General features: G+C 39.3%; 13 protein-coding genes and 1 pseudogene. 3 read left to right on the top strand and 11 right to left on the bottom strand.

The features are described 5' to 3' along the window. Nucleotides 1–302 precede the first annotated feature (302 nt). The 7 genes from H6G41_RS10570 to H6G41_RS10540 form a co-directional block, all read right to left on the bottom strand. Nucleotides 303–1,604, bottom strand: a complete 1,302-nt coding sequence (locus tag H6G41_RS10570; RefSeq protein WP_190746146.1) for an ABC transporter ATP-binding protein — start codon at nucleotides 1,602–1,604, stop codon at nucleotides 303–305. 2 nt (nucleotides 1,605–1,606) lie between these two features. Further along, nucleotides 1,607–2,479, bottom strand: a complete 873-nt coding sequence (locus H6G41_RS10565; RefSeq protein ID WP_190746145.1) for an ABC transporter permease — start codon at nucleotides 2,477–2,479, stop codon at nucleotides 1,607–1,609. Between the two features lie 66 nt (nucleotides 2,480–2,545). Then, nucleotides 2,546–3,520 carry a glycosyltransferase family 2 protein gene (locus H6G41_RS10560; protein ID WP_190746144.1) on the bottom strand — a complete coding sequence of 325 codons (975 nt, stop codon included), beginning with the start codon at nucleotides 3,518–3,520 and terminating at the stop codon, nucleotides 2,546–2,548. Between the two features lie 4 nt (nucleotides 3,521–3,524). Next, nucleotides 3,525–4,802 carry a glycosyltransferase gene (locus H6G41_RS10555; RefSeq protein WP_190746143.1) on the bottom strand — a complete coding sequence of 426 codons (1,278 nt, stop codon included), beginning with the start codon at nucleotides 4,800–4,802 and terminating at the stop codon, nucleotides 3,525–3,527. 1,213 nt (nucleotides 4,803–6,015) lie between these two features. Further along, nucleotides 6,016–7,161 (bottom strand): IS4 family transposase, encoded by a 1,146-nt coding sequence (locus H6G41_RS10550; RefSeq protein ID WP_190746142.1) that lies wholly within the window; start codon nucleotides 7,159–7,161, stop codon nucleotides 6,016–6,018. 327 nt (nucleotides 7,162–7,488) lie between these two features. Further along, nucleotides 7,489–8,034 (bottom strand): phosphate-starvation-inducible PsiE family protein, encoded by a 546-nt coding sequence (locus H6G41_RS10545; RefSeq protein ID WP_190746141.1) that lies wholly within the window; start codon nucleotides 8,032–8,034, stop codon nucleotides 7,489–7,491. A 194-nt stretch (nucleotides 8,035–8,228) separates the two neighbouring features. Then, nucleotides 8,229–9,113 carry a lipopolysaccharide assembly protein LapB gene (locus H6G41_RS10540; protein WP_190746158.1) on the bottom strand — a complete coding sequence of 295 codons (885 nt, stop codon included), beginning with the start codon at nucleotides 9,111–9,113 and terminating at the stop codon, nucleotides 8,229–8,231. 395 nt (nucleotides 9,114–9,508) lie between these two features. On the opposite strand from H6G41_RS10540, the gene H6G41_RS10535 reads away from it, so the two are divergent. Beyond that, nucleotides 9,509–11,563: an elongation factor G gene (locus H6G41_RS10535; RefSeq protein WP_190746140.1), complete on the top strand. Its 2,055-nt coding sequence runs from the start codon at nucleotides 9,509–9,511 to the stop codon at nucleotides 11,561–11,563. 221 nt (nucleotides 11,564–11,784) lie between these two features. Here the strand turns inward: H6G41_RS10535 and H6G41_RS35050 are convergent. The 3 genes and pseudogenes from H6G41_RS35050 to H6G41_RS10520 all read right to left on the bottom strand — a co-directional run. Continuing rightward, nucleotides 11,785–12,000: pseudogene (locus H6G41_RS35050) on the bottom strand (DUF433 domain-containing protein); the annotation flags it as partial. Between the two features lie 21 nt (nucleotides 12,001–12,021). Further along, the gene (locus H6G41_RS10525) at nucleotides 12,022–13,899 is read right to left on the bottom strand and encodes a tetratricopeptide repeat protein (RefSeq protein WP_190746157.1); all 1,878 of its coding nucleotides are present in this window, start codon (nucleotides 13,897–13,899) and stop codon (nucleotides 12,022–12,024) included. Between the two features lie 199 nt (nucleotides 13,900–14,098). Beyond that, a complete protein-coding gene (locus H6G41_RS10520) occupies nucleotides 14,099–15,430 on the bottom strand; it encodes an AAA family ATPase (protein ID WP_190746138.1) in 1,332 nt (443 codons plus the stop codon). A gap of 403 nt (nucleotides 15,431–15,833) precedes the next feature. Here H6G41_RS10520 and H6G41_RS10515 point away from each other — a divergent pair, with 403 nt between their 5' ends. After that, on the top strand, nucleotides 15,834–17,717 hold the full coding sequence (locus H6G41_RS10515; RefSeq protein ID WP_190746137.1) for an ATP-binding protein: 1,884 nt from the start codon (nucleotides 15,834–15,836) through the stop codon (nucleotides 17,715–17,717). A 30-nt stretch (nucleotides 17,718–17,747) separates the two neighbouring features. Continuing rightward, nucleotides 17,748–19,013 carry a sensor histidine kinase gene (locus H6G41_RS10510; RefSeq protein WP_190746136.1) on the top strand — a complete coding sequence of 422 codons (1,266 nt, stop codon included), beginning with the start codon at nucleotides 17,748–17,750 and terminating at the stop codon, nucleotides 19,011–19,013. A gap of 92 nt (nucleotides 19,014–19,105) precedes the next feature. Here the strand turns inward: H6G41_RS10510 and cofG are convergent, their stop codons facing one another. Further along, a complete protein-coding gene (gene cofG, locus H6G41_RS10505) occupies nucleotides 19,106–20,092 on the bottom strand; it encodes a 7,8-didemethyl-8-hydroxy-5-deazariboflavin synthase subunit CofG (protein WP_190746135.1) in 987 nt (328 codons plus the stop codon). Between the last annotated feature and the right edge of the window lie 26 nt (nucleotides 20,093–20,118).

The following is a 20,118-nucleotide window of genomic DNA, read 5'->3' as shown; positions in this document are numbered from 1 at the left end:
AGTAGCGCGTCTAGTCTAATTTGTTGGGTTCAAAAAATGGAAATGCCATAATTGCGGAATAATATCATTAATCAACCAAACATTTTAAGGTTGCCGCGCTACTACGCATTTTCAGGTTTTTGGCGCTAACTGAACGGTATTGGGTTAGGTGCGCCTTGCAAGGCTCAAAGTTGGAGAAATTGCCTGATTTAAGAGTTTTTACAACTGTAGAGGAAGCTATTTTTTAGCTGTTAAAATAACCTCCTGATGCAGACAGATTAGCTCATCCTTGATTAAGGAATATTTTTCTACTTGGTAGTTCCTTATCCTTGATATATATTCCCTTCTTCCCTTTGTCTTTTGCCTTCTGCCTTGTGATTGATAACTTCCCACTTTCGAGGCTGATAAAATAAGGAACGACTAGTAATTTTACTAGCTTTAACCATAAATCTAAAAGATTCAACTATATCAAAAGAACATACACCTTCTTTGATATATATTTTCGCACTATATAAACCGGGTAATAGGCAACAATAAGGCATCTGCATTTGAATTTCTAGCCTTCCTGGGAGAATCTGCAATGGTTCATGATCGCTGGCGGAAGTTATATATAAAATTCGCTCATTCTGTCCAGATAAAGCTGTAATAGATATACCTAAATTGGCATGATCAACTTGCTTATAAGCTTTGCATTCTACACATAAATAAGCTAATTCCCCACAACGGGGAGCCGCCAAAATATTACCATGCTCATCTTTAAAACACACAGAAACAATATCTATACCTAAGCTTTCACTTTCCGGTTTTTCTGGTAAAAACATCATTCCTAAAGATGTGTCTACCCCAGCCAAACTTAAATCTTCTTCATATTGACGAATTACCGCTTCTGTTTCGCCATATTTAATTAATTCTCCCTTCGCCAAGTAAACGGAATTTTCACATACATTTAAAACTACATGGGGATTATGGGAAACTAAAACAAAAGCTGTACCTGCTTCTCGCAGTTTTGCTAATCTCTGGTAGCATTTAACGCGAAAATTAATATCGCCAACTGCTAACACTTCATCTATTAGTAAAATATCAGGTTCTATGTGAACGGCACAAGCAAACCCTAATCTAGCCGCCATCCCCGAACTATAGGTTTGCACTGGTGCATCAATTGCATCTTCAATTCCCGCAAAATCGACGACATCGGCAAATCTTTTTTCTATTTCTTTAGTCGATAACCCTAAAATCGACATGTTTGCATAGATATTTTCTCGCCCTGTTAAAACGGGATTAAAACCAGCACCTAAAGCAATTAATGGTGCTAATCTCCCTCTAACTTTTACAGTTCCCGTATCAGGATTAATCAGTCCGCTAATAATCCGCAGTAATGTACTTTTGCCGGCTCCATTGGCTCCCACTAAGCCTAAGGCTTCTCCGCGTCGCAGTTGAAAGCTGACATCTTTTAACGCCCAAAATTCTTTGGGACGGAGACTGTTACCATTTCGACTACCACCAGTTAATTCTGTACAAATATCTTGGACACCATATAATAAAGACCGTTTTAAATTTCGGCAAAATTTCTTAGAAACTTCCTCAACCGAAATTAGTAATTCAGAATCATCTTTGATATTAATCATTATTAAGAACTGACTCTTTCTACTACAAAAGGCATAGCCAAACGGAAGACAACCCAGGTGATAATTAAACCAAATATGCTAATTGCACTGACAACCCAAAAACGATAAGGATCTGATATGACTCCGGTGGTGGCTAATTCTCGCGTTGTTACTAATAAAGGAGTGACTGGATTTAGCTGGACTAAAAAGCTAAATACTCCCTGCTTGGGTACTGGATAAACTACGGGAGTGAGAAATAGCCAAAAGCTAGTAATTAAAGTCAGTCCTCTCGATACATCTTGATATAATATCCCCAAAGGAGCTAATAAAATTCCTAAAAATGTTCCTAGTAAGACTAAATGAATTAGTGCTACGGGAGCAATAATCACTGTCCAATTCACCGGAATTTGAAACCACAAAAAAAATGCCGCGATTAAAATTAACTTGATGGCAAAGTTAAAAAATACTTCACCCAGTTTTGCTAAAATCAAGGCTTCTCGCGGAAAGTTGACTCTAGCTAACATCGGTTTAGCTACCATTACAGCTTGTATCGGGCTATTTAAAGCTTCGACAAATGTTTGCCATAATGCAGTGCTAAACATGACATAAGCTGGATAGGGTAAATCGGTAGCTTGGATGTTAATTACTTTGGCATCATTGGCTAAAGTAAATCCTAACGCCATAATCATCGGCGGTAAAAAAGCCCAAGCTATCCCGAAAAAAGATTGACGATATTGGGCGCTAATATCTCGTACCAGCAATCGCCAAGCAAGTTCACGAGAACCTAATAAATCCCGCCACATTTGTTGAGCCAATTTTATCGGTTTTCTTAACCGACTTTCGGGCGTGTATATGACTTCTGTTAACTGAGAATTCGATTGCTGATGCTGTTTCATGGTTGATTTTTTCTTACCTTTGGGTTTGAGGATGCGATCGCATTTCAGCCACAGTTCAATATCCCTTTACCAACTAGTAATCCAACGATTCAATACTTTATCTATCCGTCGCAGAATGTAATTAACGACTCGAAAGCCAAAGTTCCCTAGGGATAATTTGCGTGCGAAAGGACTAATAATTGTCATCTGTCTTCTCGATCCCAAACGTTTGTATTTTCTTTGAAAATACTCATCTTCACTTAGGTTCCATTTTTCGCGGAGGTGTTTTAAACTGGCTAACTCCCAGCGATCGCTCCACCGCAGCATATAGTAGTGTATGTCTGTTAACTCTAGTGGCGGGCCTGGTACATAAGTTACTACAGATGCTGGTTCTAGGTAAATCGTACCACCGGCTTTAGCTACTAACATGCATAAATCAACATGTTCTTTGGTAGAAAGCAGTGCTTCATCCAAAAAACCAATCTGCGCAAATATCTCTGTGCGTACCAACATACAGTGAAACTCTGCTAAGCCAGTTTGCTGCTGGTTTAACTTGGGAAGCACATCAGCTACTTTTCGCCCTTGATCGTAAATTTTCTCGATAATTCTGCGTCTGTCATTGTCTATGCGCACCCCACTTTCGCCACCCGCACAATGTACTTCTTGGTGTATGGGTGTACCTTGACACAAAAGGGGACTAACTATAGTTGCTTGAGTGGTTTCTGCACAGTCTACCAATGGTTTGAGCCAATTGGGGCTAACAACTACATCGTTATCGATAAATACTACATATTTACTCTTAACTTCTTTGAGTCCAATATTCCTAGCGCGATTTGGAGATAAATAGGTATCTTGGCGAATTAGTTGAAATTGCTTTTGCTGTGCTTGCGCTGCTAAATAATCTCGAATATGCGCCGGTGAATTCCCATCTACATAAATTAAGTTAAAGGGATATTGTGTATGCTCATAGATACTTTCTAAAGATTCGCGGCTGTAGCTAAAACGCTCTCGTGGCGCAACTACAATGGTCACTAGAGAATCTGCGATGGTTGATGAATTCATTTTTTTACATTCCTGTGACAGCTAAGGTTTTTTCGGGAATCTGTAAATTATTACTCCTGACTCGTTGATATATTGCTACTAGTTCATCATTTAGTTTATTGATTTCGTAGTGTTTTTCTACGTAAGCACGGCCTGCTTGACCCATTTTTGCCCAAATCTCTGGATGCTCTAACAGGTAAGTTAATTTTAGAGCGATCGCATCTACATCTCGTTCAGGAACGAGAAAACCAGAAATTCCATCTTCTACCAGTTCGGGAATCCCGCCATGTCGCGTACCAATAACTGGTAAACCCATAGCCATTGCTTCCTTTAACGTGTTCACGGGAGCATCTTGATTTCCATCTCTGGCTGTGACACTAGGAGCGATAAAAATGTGAGATTTCTCTAAAAATTCAATAATTTCTGGATGATTTTTACAGCCTACAAGCTTGATTTTATCGGCAATATTTAATTCTTGAATTAATTGCTGTAAATCTGCTTTTAACAGTCCTTCACCAATGATGTTGTATTCAATATTGTGGTAAATCTTTGCTACCTGAGCCACAGCCCGAATGCTGTATTCTAAGCCTTTTTTACCCACGAGACGAGCAGTTGTCAGAATGTAAAATTTATCATTTGGTTGGGGAGGGACTCTGAATTTAAACTTAAACTGGTTGCAATCTATTCCCGAACCAAGCACAACAATTTTATCGGCATCACAACCTAATTGAATAGCTTTTTTTTGAAAAAATTTGCAGTTCGCTAAGAAAAAATCCCCTTTAGCAAAGAGTTCATTATAAATATTTTCACCATATTCCTGCACAAATGAACTGATATCATAGCCGCGAAAGGAAGCGATTAACTTTCCTTGAATAGCTCCCAGATCTCGCCAAACTATACCTTCCTTGGCAAGGGTGCCAAACTGACAATGGATAATATCATATGGTTGAGATTTTAATAATGGTATGACTGAGTATAGTAATTGCAGGGAAGCTGCTCGTTTGCCATATTTGAAAAAATTTAGCGATCGCAGTAATACTAAGGGTTTTTTATCTATATTTTCAATTATAAATTTAATTGCTTTCAGTAACCGCAAAAAACGATTCCGAGGTAATAATGGTTGGTAAAAAGTTCGATTTAATAATTGATATTTTTTGACATTGGGATTTAGTTTGGAACTATTACTTGGCTGGTAAGCGTAAATATCAACTTCATGCCCCCTGTCAAGTACACCTGTAATTTGATTAATAATAAATGTTTCTGATATTAGCGGAAATTTTCCAACTATAAAGGCTATTTTCATTATTAAACCTCATTAAACCTCGTCAATTTTGAAACCTGGATTTTCATACTCAGTAACCTGTGCAGCTAGCAACAACGATATAGACAAAGCCTCCCCAGAGGGTAGCGATCGCCAAATCTTGTCTTTTTCCCGCTAAGTATAAATCTGTACTATCGAAATTCCGAAAACTACGATTTTCAAATTAGACGTGATTTAATTCACCCCTTATTTTTTAATTAAGACTTGAGTCTTGGATATTCTATCAGGTTATTTGCTAACTACTTGTTCATAAGAATTTATGACTTATAACCATAGTTATTTTTACGTATTTGCATTCTATCCTAGCAGACATTTATTCCCAATCTTACAAAAAAGATTGTAAAAAAAACACACATTTGCTGCAAAAAAAACTTGGCTTCACCAATTGCTAGAACCTTCTATGTTCTCATTTTTATTTTTTAGCCAAGATCTGTACAAAATATTACCAGCATATTTTGCTCTTTCAGTTTTTCTAAATAAGATTTTAGCTAGTAAAATCGCCTTATTTGTTACATTTAAAAGCAGTTATAAGTTGATTCTAAACTGCTTTTAAACACATTTTAATAAGAGTTTAATGAGCAAAAACATTGAATTAAGTTGCATTTTTTTATACTAAATTTATAGTTATTTTACTTAAGTAATTGCCAGAAGTAATTTCCAGATGTGGAGCAAATTGCCGAACAAGGACAAGAATTAATTCCGCTTTTGTGACTCTGGCAAGAGAAAAATATGAAAAACTCTAACCATAAGAGGATGGAGTTTTTGAGTATTGGGTATAGTGAAGAATTTAGATTGTCCTTCCATGAGAGGATGGAGTTTCCTGTCGCTTTCAATGAACCGCCCTATTATCATCTGCGGGATATCTTTCAGCGTAGAATATATTGATTTGTCGCAAACATTATTTGAATTGGTATTAACCAATATACCGCCTACAGCTTAGAAGCCTGTGGCTATTAATGCGAAGCCCACCTGCGTGGGCTAAAGAATTCAGTCCACATAGGTGGGTTTTAGACCAATACGGTTCAGTTAAGGCTGAAAGACTGATTAGTGATATGAAATTTAAGAGCTTCAACTCGTTGTCCAGTACCTCTGTGTTTTGGCTTTTTAGAACGAAACTTTGAGACAGGTTTTTTGACAACTCTGGGGTTATTACGTGGAACTCGTTCGGGTAATAACGTATCTAAAATCTCCAGGGTTAGCCAATCGAAAAAAAAGGGAATTCTTCTGGTTGTAAGCGTTGAAACTTAGGAATGGCACGACGGATGACTCGTAATGTTCCTGTAAAACCCAGGCGTAATGGTGGAACCCCAGCACTGGTTGCAGCTTGAAACATTAATACCCTGACTGACCAATGCCCCAACAACCAACCGTATACTTCTTGCACGACTTCCCGTGGTTTTTGGGAACGAACGTGAGTTTTTCGTCCTAAAAGGTGTATTTTCAATTCATCAATTGTATTTTCGACTTCCCATCGCTGATGATATTCTCTGGCTAATAACTCTGCGGGGAATTTTTCAATATCTAATAGACTTGTAATTAAGCGATATGTAAGTTGTTCACTAGGGTTTTCTGGATGCTCAATTGTGTATTCAATCACTCGTAGCAATATTGGTTGACAACCTTTTTTTCTGAGCTTGCCCGATGGATAAATATATGACAGATAAGAGCCATCTTCTAAAGGTTCTTCTGCAAGAAATTTCACATTGGCAGGAATTCTTCCTAAATAGTCACATCCCTTAGACACTGTTGTCTTTACCATTGCATATGAATGCAATCCCCTATCCCACATCAACAACATCCCTGATTGTACAGAGCGTAATAATTTCAATGCCCGCACTCGTTCTCCAATACGATATGGACACATTAAAGCATCAAATATTATGTGCGTTCCTGCTTCTACCAATATGACTAATCTAACTTTGGGAAACGCTGCCTGTGTACCTGGACGACTACTAGGGCGACCAAAAACTCTTGCATTTTCATCGCTGTCTGGGACATCGAAACACGTACCATCAATGACGACAATTCTTAGCCCATTGATAAACGCTCCTAATGTCTCCTGTGTCGCTATTGGTCTTATTAATTGATGAAATAATTGGCTCATTACCCTTGCACCTAATCGCTGTCGGGCTTGTGTAATGGCTGACTTACAAGGTACTCGCCAATATTTACCAACCTTAATCCATGCCTCACTTAGTCCATCAATCAAGTTTTTTAGTACATCACGCATCGAGTCTTTAGACCAAAGACTCATTGCTATTACCAGACTAACCACTAATTGTGCTGGTAGCGATCGCCTGCGTTCCTCTTCAGTTTTGGTATTAGCGGTAAGCGAAGCCATGCCGTAGGCTTATCGCCTGTTCGATGGCAACAGATGGAATCGCTGTTTCGATTGCTTTCAGTATGTTACCACTTTGTATATCTGGAGACACCAATGAGAAATCTTTGAGATGCACCACACGCTCATTTTCATTCTTGGGACAATGCTTAATTTACACGACTTTCAGTCTTAACTGAACCGTATTGGGTTTTAGACAATTAGCCGCACCCAGAGGTAACAGCGGAATTTTGGGATCAGCCAACAGTTTTACCCCTAATCGCACTCCTAGGTTACTTGAGCATCAAGCAAGGAAAGAGAAATTCTCAATGCCCAATGCCCCATGCCCATTTACGAAAGCTGCTGATTATCCTCACATTGTCGAGAATAGTGAAATTCTAGGTTTTGCTTGTCCCTAGTTCCTGTATAAGCAATGGGGCAAAATTTTGTATTCGCACTGATGCAATCCATGTGGGGTGTTTTGGCACACACTATGAGTAAGCCGCCCAAAATGAATAATAAACCACAAATTGCGGCTGTCTGAATTGAGGAAATTTCTAACGCCCCGTGAACTACTACTTCTCGCAAGACGGAGACAATTGTAACTTCGACTGCTACACCAACAGCAATACTATGCTCTTGCAGGTAAATCATCAACAGCCGAAATAGTTCTACCAAAATTAAGACAAAGAGTATTTTTGCTGTGACTAATTTGTAATCTAATGGCTGGGTAATGGCAATAAAAATGCCCCACAATTGCAACAACATCACAGCAAATAAACCTAAACACAAGACTATGACAATTAAGTCTTGAAACGCTTCCATGTTCCGCACGATCGCGTGACGATCAAACCAGCGATCGCAAAATAAAAACCGACTTTTGACGCGCTTTTGCATTTACAATACCATTGCGATGGGTTAGGCTTAGACCACGCCAGATAGTCTACTCCACAATACCAATTCCCTCAAATTAACCAAAAATACCAAAATTAAAAGTTCAGACCGCATCTAATTCTTTTAATTTTGAATTTTTAATTTTTAATTTTGAATTGGTATAGCCCTATTGTTGCTCAATCTTCAGGATTCGCGCCTCAGCGAGGTTGGTAATTTAAATTCTGTGCTTGTTGTAACAATTGTTGGGCATTTTTAGCCCATTGAGGATTATTTTGTTGACTAAATAAATCTCGCGCATATTGAAAAACTTGTGCGGCTTCTGCATATTTTTTTAATTGCATAAAAACTAATCCTGCACCATAATAAGCGCTGGCATAATTGGAGTTAGCAGCCGCAGATTTTCTAAAGGCTTCTAAAGCTTCGGGTAATTTACCTTGTTGAAACCACAGGGAACCAAGATTATAGTGAGCTTCTGCATATCTAGGATTAATTTTAATCGCTTGGCGAAAAGCTTCTCTGGCTTGATCAATTTTGCCCTGTTGTAAATAAACTAATCCTAAATGATAAGCAGGCTCCGGTGCATTTTGACTATATTGCAGCGCTTTTTTAAAAGAGGCGATCGCTTTTTCCCAATCTCTCTGCTGTACTCTCAGCAAGCCCATATTATAGTGAGCAAAACCGAGTTTACCATCAAGTTCGATTGCTCGCTGCAAGTAATCATTGGCTAACTGTAAATTATTTCCTTCTAACAACGAACCGCCCAAATTTGCAAAAGCAGGCGCAAACTTAGGATCGGCTAGAGTTGCTCGATAAAATGCATCCGCCGCTGGTTGTAATTGTCCCGCTTGGCGTAATGCTAGCCCTAAATTATAGTGCGCTGGCGCTAATCGGGGATCGAGTTGGGTTGCTCTTCTAAATAAAGCGATCGCATCTTGCACTCTCCCCGCTTGAATGGCTTGTAAACCCTGATTTAATACATCTATCGCCGACGGATTACCAGACTGAGCTATTATTTTAGGTGGAGAAATAGCAAAACTAGTACAAGGATAAACAATATTACCCCATAGCAAGATGAAAATCATCGCTATAGTTGGGCGCAAACTATGCAACGATGGAAAATAGCCAAGCATTTTAGATATTAAGTTTTCTTTCTTCCTCCCCGGTTGCTGACTCCAAATCCTGAGTAAGTTCATTTCATCAATCATACTTTCAACTTGCACGTTCAGTTAACTTTTCTTCATATTTTTTTGAATAAAAATCGCTTGAATTAACAAAAATTAAACATTTGCTATTAAAGTTTGATTTAATTAACTTTTCTTTAGCTAAATCTTACAACAAACTACAATTTTTCGTTGCACCGATTAAAGAGAGGATAATAACTGATTAAAGAGGAGATGATTCTCCTTTAGAGAACCATTTCTATCCTTGAATACACAGGATAATGCGGTTAGTGGTAACTTACCGCAAGGGAGGTTTTATGAACGAAAAAGTAAAATCGGGTTCGCGGAACGTTGCAATTGTCGGCCCTTATTTAAGTGGGAAAACAACTTTATTAGAAAGTCTGTTATTCGTCACAGGGGCGATTTCCCGAAAAGGCAGTGTCAAGGATGGTAACACAGTAGGAGATAGTGCCAACGAAGCGCGCGATCGCCACATGAGTGTAGAAGTTAGCGCCGCTAGCACTGAATACAACGACTTGCGCTTTAACTTTATTGACTGTCCCGGCAGTGTAGAATTTGCGCAAGAAACCTATAGTGCCTTAATGGGAGTTGATGCGGCGATTGTAGTTTGCGAACCCATCCGCGATCGCGTCCACACCCTTGCTCCTTTATTTAAATTCCTGGACGATTGGGAAATTCCCCACATCGTCTTTGTGAATAAAATGGACAGGGCAAATATTCATGTTCTCGAAACATTACACGCCCTCAAAGCCGTTTCCAGCCGTCCCCTAGTCGCCCATCAATATCCCATCATGCAAGGGGAACAGCTCACAGGCTTTATTGATATGGTCACAGAACAAGCATATCAATATCATCCAGGCGCACCGGCTGATTTGATTCCCTTCCCCGAACATTTAAAAGAAGAAGAACATACTGCACGAGCCGAAATGCTCGAAGCTTTAGCAAATTTTGATGACCACTTATTGGAAGAACTTTTAGAAGATATTGAACCACCCCAAGAAGAAATTATCAAAGATTTAAAAATGGAACTAGGGGCCGATTTAGTAGTCCCCGTATTCTTTGGTGTGGCGGAACAAGATTATGGTGTAAGACCTTTATTAGAAGCTTTGGTACGAGAAGCACCAGAACCAGAAGTTACAGCAGAACGCCGTTTAAGCAAAGTTGGCAATACACCAATTGCCCAAGTATTAAAAACTTACTACACTCCCCAAGGCGGCAAACTCTCCCTAGTCCGTGTATGGCAAGGTAAATTAACAGATGGTATTGTTCTCAACGGTGTGCGTGCTGGTGGTATTTATCGGTTGATGGGACAGCAACAGCAGTCAGTGAATGAAGTATTAGCGGGGGAAATTGTCGCTATCAGCCGTTTAGAAGGCATCAAAACAGGTGATATCCTGACCATACAAGGCCAGTCGAAAGTAGAATTACCCCAAGCTGCGCAGTTGGAACCAGTGTATGCCCTGGCGATTACGCCCGAAAAGCGCAACGATGAAGTAAAACTCAGCAGCGCGATCGCTAAACTGTTGGAAGAAGATCCTTCTTTAACTTGGGAACAACACGGCGATACCCACGAAGTAATTCTGTGGGGACAAGGGGAAATTCATCTACAAGTCGCCTTAGATAGACTGCGGCGCAAATATAACCTCCCCATGACAACCCATCTCCCCCAAGTTCCCTACAAAGAAACAATCCGCAAACCTGTAGCCGCAGTTCACGGACGCTACAAGCACCAAAGCGGCGGACACGGGCAATTTGGTGATGTTTTCCTCGATATTCAGCCCCTACCCCGTGGTGAAGGCTTTAACTTCCGGGAAACCATAGTTGGCGGTGTCGTTCCCAGACAGTATATTCCTGGGGTAGAAATGGGTGTACGGGAATTTCTCGCCCACGGGCCTTTAGGCTTCCCAATTGTGGATGTGGCGGTAACATTAACCAATGGTTCCTACCACAACGTTGATAGTTCCGAACAAGCCTTTAAACAAGCCGCCCGGTTGGCGATGCAAACGGGAGTACCCCAAGCCCAACCCACACTTTTAGAACCGATTCTCAAAGTAGAAGTAACCACACCCAGCGAATTTACCTCCAAAGCCCTGCAACTACTGAGCGGTAAACGGGGGCAAATTTTAGGCTATGAAGGCAGAAATGATTGGCAAGGTTGGGATAATATCTCAGCTTACCTTCCCCAAGCCGAGATGCAAGACTTTATTGTTGAATTGCGATCGCTTACTCTTGGTGTTGGTTCTTTCCATTGGGAATACGATCATCTGCAAGAAGTACCGGAAAAACTCGCCGAAAGGGTAATTGCTGGTAATGGCAATGGCCATAGTAATGGTAACGGTAACAGCAAGTAATCTGATTTGGCATTAATCTCAAATTATCGCCCTGCGCTGAATTGTGCAGGGCGATTTCTTGAATTGAATATCTAGAAATAAAACGCACCTAACTTAACTTGACTCAAGAGCGATCGCTTCTATAGTTTTTGTTGTGTCAAAATTGGATAATCATCATAAAGCCCTTCGTCTTCTGGTACGTAGCCGTTCAGAAAAGCATCATGGGTACGGGTGTATTCTATATTAGCAATGATAGCTGCTTCAATTTCTTCAGGATAAGCATCTGCATATATCCAAGCATTAACTAAATCTGCTGCACTAATATGAGAATAATCTTGCAAAAGTTGAACTTCACTAATTCCCAAACGGCGCGCTTCAACTAATAGCCAAACCGCAATCCGAGTTCCTGCAATACAAGCGTCTCCACCACAAACGCCAGGTGTTTTAGTGATACCTTTTGCTCTAATATTGCTCATTAGCTATCCTTGAATCAATGCTTGAAAGCGCTCGTCTTCCCGAATGCTATCAAAATCAGAATCAGTTTTCACCATTTCTCGATATTTTTCAGGATTTAGGTTAATTGCTTGTTGAAGATTTTCTAATGCCTGCTCAATATTACCTTGAAGTGCATAACAGCAAGCTTTGTTATACCAAGCCGGATAGTAATCAGGTTGAATTTCTAAAGCTTTTTCAAGAGATTCAAGTGCTTCTTTATAACGTCCTAAATTCTGCAATGCATAACCACGGTTTCCCCAAGCATGTTGGTAATCCGGTTTAATATTGATGGCTTGCTCATAGGCGATAATTGCATCTTCATAATGTCTTAATTTTCCTAACGCATTCCCCCAGTTGTACCAAGCTTGGTAGTCATCAGGTTTAATTTCCAAGACTTTTTTGAAGGATACGATTGCTTCTTCATTGCGCCCTATATTTGCTAGCGCAATTCCCCGATTATTCCAAGCATAAGAGTCATCAGGTTTAATTGATAGTGCTTGTTCATAAGATGATATCGCTTCTTCATAGCGTCCTAAAATCCTTAGAGCAATACCCCTGTTGTACCATGCTTCGTGGTAATCAGATTTAATTGACACTGCTTTATCATAGGACGAAATAGCTTGTTCATAGCGTCTTAAAATCCTCAGTGCAATCCCCCGATTGTACCAAGCTTCATGTAAATCAGGTTTAATTAACAGTGCTTTATCAAAAGAAGTGATCGCTTCTTCATGGACTTCTAAAATCCCTAGTGCATACCCTCGGTTATTCCAAGCCTCATGATAATCGGGTTTAATTTCTAGTGCTTTGTCGTAAGAGGCGATCGCTTCGTCATAACGTCCTAAAATTCTTAGTACAATCCCTCTATCGTACCAAACATTATGAAACTCAGGCTGAATTTCTAGTGCTTTGTCGAAGGATACGATCGCTTCTTCATAGCGTCCTAATTTCTCTAGCGCAATACCCCGCAGATACCAAGCATACTCATCAGATTGAATCTCCAGCGCTTTGTCGAAGGAAGCGATCGCTTCTTCATAACTTCCTAACTTCTCTAGCGCATACCCTCGATTATTTAAAGCATAGTAGTCATCAGCTTGAATTTCTAGTGCTTTGCTGAAAGATATAAGTGCTTGTTTATAGTCTTTTCCAGCGCATTGCAAATTTCCCAGGTTAATAAATAAATCCTTTTGGATATCAAATTTTCGATTATTTTCTGCTATTAATTCTTGAATTCTTAGTATTTCTTTAGTTGTTTCTTCGGGAGTGAAAGCAAGATATTTTTCATAATCTCCATCCTGAATAATGCGCGATGACTCTTGATCCAAAATTTCTGATTTTATAGGAAATTCAAACAAACCAGAACGCCAATCAAAAAAATCAGGCGCACGTTGAATAAAATATTTAATTGCAAATATTGGTAGCAAGAATACAAAACAGATATTAAAGTTATCTCTAAACCGTTCTCGCTGTTGGTTAAGGTTAATTAAAACAGGCGGTACACCCTTCCAACTATATGAATAAATATCTCTACTATTCCAACCTGCAAGGCTTTTGCATTCTTCATATTCATAAAATGACTGCTCTAAACCTGTAATAAATAAAATATTTATCTTTTTTTGATTATCTAAATTCTCAATTATTTCATATAAATTATTCACAGCTTGCTCAAGCCGTAGAACTGCGATATTTTTATTGGTAATATCTTCTTTAACTTTGGTAATTAACTGCTCACCCTCAGCCGGAGAGCAACGAACAAATAATAAGCCAAAGCCTTCTGTAAAATTCAGCGTGCGGACTAAGGCTTGATATTCTTCATCTCCTTCTGTTGGTAAATCTTTATCCCAATCCGTCAGTTCTAGGGTCATAATCCAATACAGTTCAGTTAAAGATAATTGTAGGTTGGGTTGAACGAAGTGAAACCCAACAAATCGCCGAAAATGTTGGGTTTCGTTCCTCAACCCAACCTACACAATTTCTAATTGTATATATCTTTATATAAAATTATAATACAGCCCACGCAGGTGGGCTTCGTTCGTATAGCGACACCCTTCAGGGTGTTGCGTTCTATGCTGGATACAGTCGATTAAAGGTATCTTGAAATTCTTTAATTCCCTTAATGAGGGGATGAATATCATACCAAACTTGACTTTCTCCATCTCCATTTAAATAACGATATTCTAAAATACAGCGATTAAATAATAAACCTCGATACAAGGCATCATTTTCTATTTCCTTAGAATGATACACATTTGCCAGTGCTTCCCATTCATTCGCAAAAACGGTATTGCGATAAGTATTTCGTAACTCGCTAAATGAGCGCTGTAAGGCTCTGGTAGGAATTGGTAAACTGTTAGTGTATTTAATCGCCTCCTTCATTAATAATAATAAATTTCTCACATGACCTCCACTCATGAGGCATAATCTTTCTAAAGCTTCTCGCTGCTCAAACATATCGACAATAGATAAACTTGGATCTATCAAACTCAGACGTTTTTGCAGGATTTCTGTAACTTTATTAATTCCCCGTTGATATGGTTGATTATCCGGCGTTTGTACCATAATCATCGGCAATACCTGAGTATTTCCATAGATATTGGCTAGGTCAGCAGCGCGGTTAGAATACAATAAAGAAATGGGTATTGTATACAGCAAATGACAATCTAAAGCTTGCAGTTGTTCGCTACGATCGAGAAAAATTTGGTCGTGATTGCTGCGTCCATCTTCTTGAGGTATCGGTACAATCCGGTCTAAGTTATCAGCAATTAATACAAGTTGAGAATATCCTGAAGGTAAGTTCTTTTTAGCATCTTGAATAAACTCGTTTAAAGCTGCAATTAAAGTAATTGTATGGGGATTGACGCGATCGCGGATTTTTTGGCGTTGTGTGGGTTCTGTGCGCAAATTTGCGGTTAATTTGGCGAATTGGGCAATTTGCCCTTCTATACTTAAGCTTTGTAAGGAAACTTCAGTTAATGCTAAATCTTTTAAATCTTGCCAACGTTCACCTAACCAGTTTAATAAACTAGCTGGGGAAGTGGTATCTTTTAACGATTCTAGTAAATGGCGGGTACAAGCTAACAGAATATCTGTATATTGGGCATCTTCTGGATCGATATCTTGTTCATCGGCGGGAAAATAAACTACAAAGCAACCTTGCTCATCTAAATGTTTCTGTAAACGCAGTAATTCTGTAGATTTCCCCGCACCGCGATGACCTGCATATAATTGAGAGGTCATTCTGTCTGAATACAAAATTTCTCTACCTACTTCTACTAATATGTCTCCATCTCCCCGCACTTCTGTACAATCAACATAAGCCGGATCTCCTGCGGGTAAGGGGCGAAATGGATCAAAAGCATTGTATATCCGCTTTAATAGGGCAAAATCCGCAGTCATAAATCTGAGTTTCCGATTTTAGCGCCATATTATCGCAAATTTACGGAGATAGGTAGAGAATTAAATTTTCGGGTGGGTTATGACTTTAGGGTCAAGCATTACTAAAATTGACGGTGCGTTAGCCTGCGGCGTAACACACCCTACTTCGATAATGAGGCTCACAAGCTCGTTAATAAAAAATGTTATCTATTAGCCTGCAAAGGCAGGCTTTGTTAAATTAGCCACACTCTTATAGGGTGATGGTGGGATGTTGGAATCAGTCATTCGCTAGCAGCCTAGAAGTGTGGGAGATTTGAGGAAAAAGATGGGTTTTTTTGAGAAGAATCTTTAGGAAGCTTGCCGACTTGATTATTTGGGAATACTGAGTTTATAGACTAAATATTGCACCAATAACTTCAGTATCATGTTGGCTTTCCCATACCCTTTCTACTCAATAGGTTTTGTCCCCCACGGACATTGTTATTTCTGGAATACTGGACTTGTGTGGCTGCACATTATCTCTGATGCCACGATCGCTCTTGCCTATTATTCTATTCCACTGTTACTGATTTACTTTATCTCGCAACGCAAAGATGTTCCTTTTAATGGTGTCTTCTTATTATTTGGTGCGTTTATTATTGCCTGCGGTACTGGGCATTTAATGGAAATTTGGACGCTCTGGCATCCTGATTACTGGGTTTCTGGTACTATCAAAGCTTTAACAGCGATTATTTCTATATATACGGCATTTGCTTTATTTAATCTGATGCCGCAAGCTCTCGCATTACCCAGCCCCGCCCAATTAGAAGTGATTAATCAAACGCTCCTTAAGGAAATTATTGAGCGCAAGCGCGTTGAGCAAGAATTACGCCAAGCGGAGGAGACGGCGAAGAATGCTAGCAAAGCTAAGAGCGAATTTCTGGCGAATATGAGTCATGAGTTACGCACGCCCCTGAATGGTATCCTTGGCTATACACAAATCCTGCAACGCACAGAACATTTAAGTGAAAAAGCGAGCAAAGGAATTGGTGTTATTTATCAATGTGGTTCCCATTTATTAACCTTAATTAATGATGTTCTGGATCTATCCAAAATTGAAGCCCGAAAGCTGGAGTTGAATCCGATAGATTTTTACTTACCGGCGTTTCTGGATAGTGTAAGTGAAATTTGTCGCATTCGTGCTGAACAAAAAGTAATCGGATTTAATCTGCAAATCGATGAGGATTTACCTACAGGGATTCGCGCTGATGAAAAACGTTTGCGGCAAGTATTGATTAATTTGCTGGGTAATGCTATTAAATTTACCCAACAAGGCAGTGTTAGCTTTAAAGTGAAAGTCATTAATAAAATATCTCATGGTCAAGGAGAAATTATCTATAAAATTCGTTTTGAAATAGTAGATACTGGCACGGGTATTACACCTGAGCAAGCCAAGAAAATCTTTCTCCCCTTTGAACAAGTAGGAAATCAGAAACGCCAAACCGAAGGTACGGGTTTAGGATTAGCCATCAGCCAACAAATTATTTCCTTGATGGGTAGTCAAATACAGTTAGAAAGTGAGTTTGGCAAAGGTAGCAGTTTCTATTTTGATTTAGAAGTACCAGAATCGCAAAACTGGGCTAAAGTTTGCAGAATAGTTGAGCAAGGAACAATTATTGGTTATGAAGGACAACGGCGCAAAATTTTGATTTTAGATGATAAGTGGGAAAACCGTTCAGTTATCGTCAATTTATTAGAGCCAGTGGGCTTTGATGTTATAGAAGCTAATAATGGTCAACAAGGATGGGAACAAGTAAAAAATCACAAACCCGACTTGATTATTACTGACTTAATTATGCCTGTAATGGATGGGCTAGAATTGATTAAAAATTTACGTCAATCTGAAGAATTTAAACATACAGCTATCATTGCTTCATCAGCCAGCGTCTTTGCAAGTGACCAATATAAAAGTATTGATGTTGGTGCAAATGCCTTTCTTCCCAAACCCATAGAAGTAGAAACTCTGCTAGAATTACTGCGGCAATTTTTGCAAGTGGAATGGTTATATGAAGAAAATAAAAACACTGCTAAAAAACCAGAGGTAGATAGTTTTTCTGTGCCAACTGATATAGTTTTACCTCCTCATGAGGTTTTACAAGAATTTTTGGTATTGGCACAAGACGGCGATATTCAAACAATTGTAGAAATAGCCCAACAACTTTCTACAGCTGATGCTCAGTTAAGTACTTTTACTCGCCAACTCATTCAGTTGGCTAGCAATTTCCAACTGAAACGCTTGGAAAGTTTTATTCAAAAATATCTTAATTAATCTGGTGTAATTTTAGTTTTTATATTAATCATGAATGAGATTGCCAATAAAGGATTTATTTTGATTGTGGATGATAATCCTACAAATTTATCTGTCCTGTCAGCAGCCTTAACTAGTAAGGGTTTGCGTTTCCGTGTTGCAGTTGATGGCGAAAGCGCGATCGCTCAAGCCGAACGCAATCAACCAGAGTTAATTTTACTGGATATACAAATGCCAGGTATTGACGGATTTGAAACCTGTCGGCGTCTCAAAGCGAATCCTGTTACCGAAAATATTCCGATTATTTTTACTACTGCTTTAGCTGATATCGAGAGTAAAACTAAGGGTTTTGTTCTGGGTGCTGTAGACTACATATCTAAACCATTTGCGCAAGAAGAAGTGATTGCGAGAGTGTTTGTGCATTTACGCCTCAAGCACCTAAATGAATCTTTAGAACAACAAGTACGCGATCGCACTGCGGCTTTACAACAAGCACAAGTTAAACTGGTACAGCACGAAAAATTATCAACTTTGGGAGAGTTAATCGCTGGAATCGCCCATGAAATGAACAATCCCATCAACTTTATCAGCAGCAATATTCCACCTTTAGAAGAATATATTGCCGGGGTAACAGAAATTCTCCAACTCTACGAAAAAGAATATCCCCACCCCGCAGATTCAATTAGTAAGGCGATTGCAGACTTGGATCTGGAATTTATGCTGAAGGATTTAGTGAAAATTGTGGAGTCATTTAAAGTCGCCACTGAACGCATTCGCAACGTTTCCAATTCGCTGCGTACCTTCACCCGCGCAGATAGCGATCGCAAAATACCCGCTGATTTGCACCAAGGGTTAGATAGCACATTAATGATTTTACAACACCGTCTGAAGGATAATGGCGATCGCCCCTGTATTGAAATCATTAGGGATTATGGAGAATTACCAGAAATTAACTGCTATCTAGGGCAGATGAATCAAGTATTTATGAACATTCTTGCTAACGCCATTGATGCTATTGATGAAGCTATATTTCAAGGCAAAATGAGCAATAAAGTACCCCAGATTATAGTGACAACAAAAATAAATTCTCAAAATAGGGCGATCGTTCAGATTAGTGATAATGGGATGGGTGTTCCTGAAAGACTTAAACAAAGGCTGTTTGAGCCTTTATTTACCACAAAACCTGTGGGTAAAGGTACTGGACTTGGCTTATCAATCGCCCATCAAATTGTCGTTGAAAAACACAATGGCACATTGGAAGTAAATTCTCAACTGGGCGTAGGTACGGAGTTTACCATCGCTATTCCTCAAGAATAATTTAGGTTGACTGTTGACGGTTGACTGCTGACTGTTGAGAAGTCGCGATCGCTTGATCGAAAATAAACAGGATACAGAGCCAATAAATTTATTTATATGTGTCTTGAATTTTGAATTTTGAATTCGGAGCGTAGCGACGTGACTGCTGTTTGCAATTTTGCCGATAACCAACTATCAAATTGAGGATAAATAGGCAATCTTGGCACTAATTCCCACCCCGCAGGCTGTAAAATTTCTCTCAATTCTTGCTCTTGAATATGGGGATAATCAGGGTTCACTTCATCTTTTGGCCCAATTCCGCCTAAATCTCTCGCACCCGCCCCTATACAAGCAAGTAACCATTGATCATCTTTAACTAAATTCGGCGGAATTTGAATTGTAATCTCTGGCGGTAAAATTTGCCGTGCTTGAGCAATTATTTCTGGTAATTTATGGGGGTCAAAAGGTGGTGCATCAAAAGTTTGCTGATTTCCTGGACTATGGGGTTGTAAAATAACTTCTTGAATGTGATGATAACGCTGATGTAATTCAGATATAGCTGCTAATGTTTCCTCACAATCGGCAAATGTTTCCCCAATCCCTAATAGTAACCCTGTAGTAAAGGGAATTTGTAATTCTCCTGCCCATTCTAATTGTTGTAACCGTAATTGTGGTAATTTACTTGGTGCGTGGCGATGTACTGTATTTAATAACTTAGGCGTTAATTGCTCTAACATTAACCCCATTGAAACATTAACATGCTTCAGCTTTTGCATTTCTTCAAAGCTAAGCGTCCCTGCATTGGTGTGGGGGAAAAAACCCATTGAAAATGCTAATTGACACAAATCATAAATTCGTTGGAACCACTCTTCACGCTTTGGGGAATGAGGATGAACTTCACCGCTGAGGATAAGAATTTCCCAGACATTTTTTCTTGGCAATTTCTGTAAAATGCTTGCTGCTGCTGCTAAAGTTAACCAGGGACTTTTACCAGGCTCGCTACGAAAGTTACAGTAACTACAGCGATTAAAGCATTCATAAGTAGGAACAATTGTATAAGCGGGGCTATATGTAACAATCCGGGAATTCTCATTTAGCATAAGTGCAAAATTAGAGAAATTAAATA

Origin of the sequence: Tolypothrix sp. FACHB-123 (assembly GCF_014697075.1) — a bacterium.
GTDB lineage: Bacteria > Cyanobacteriota > Cyanobacteriia > Cyanobacteriales > Nostocaceae > Aulosira.
Note: the sequence above shows the minus strand (reverse complement) of the source record. Positions and strands in the feature narration are given on the sequence as shown.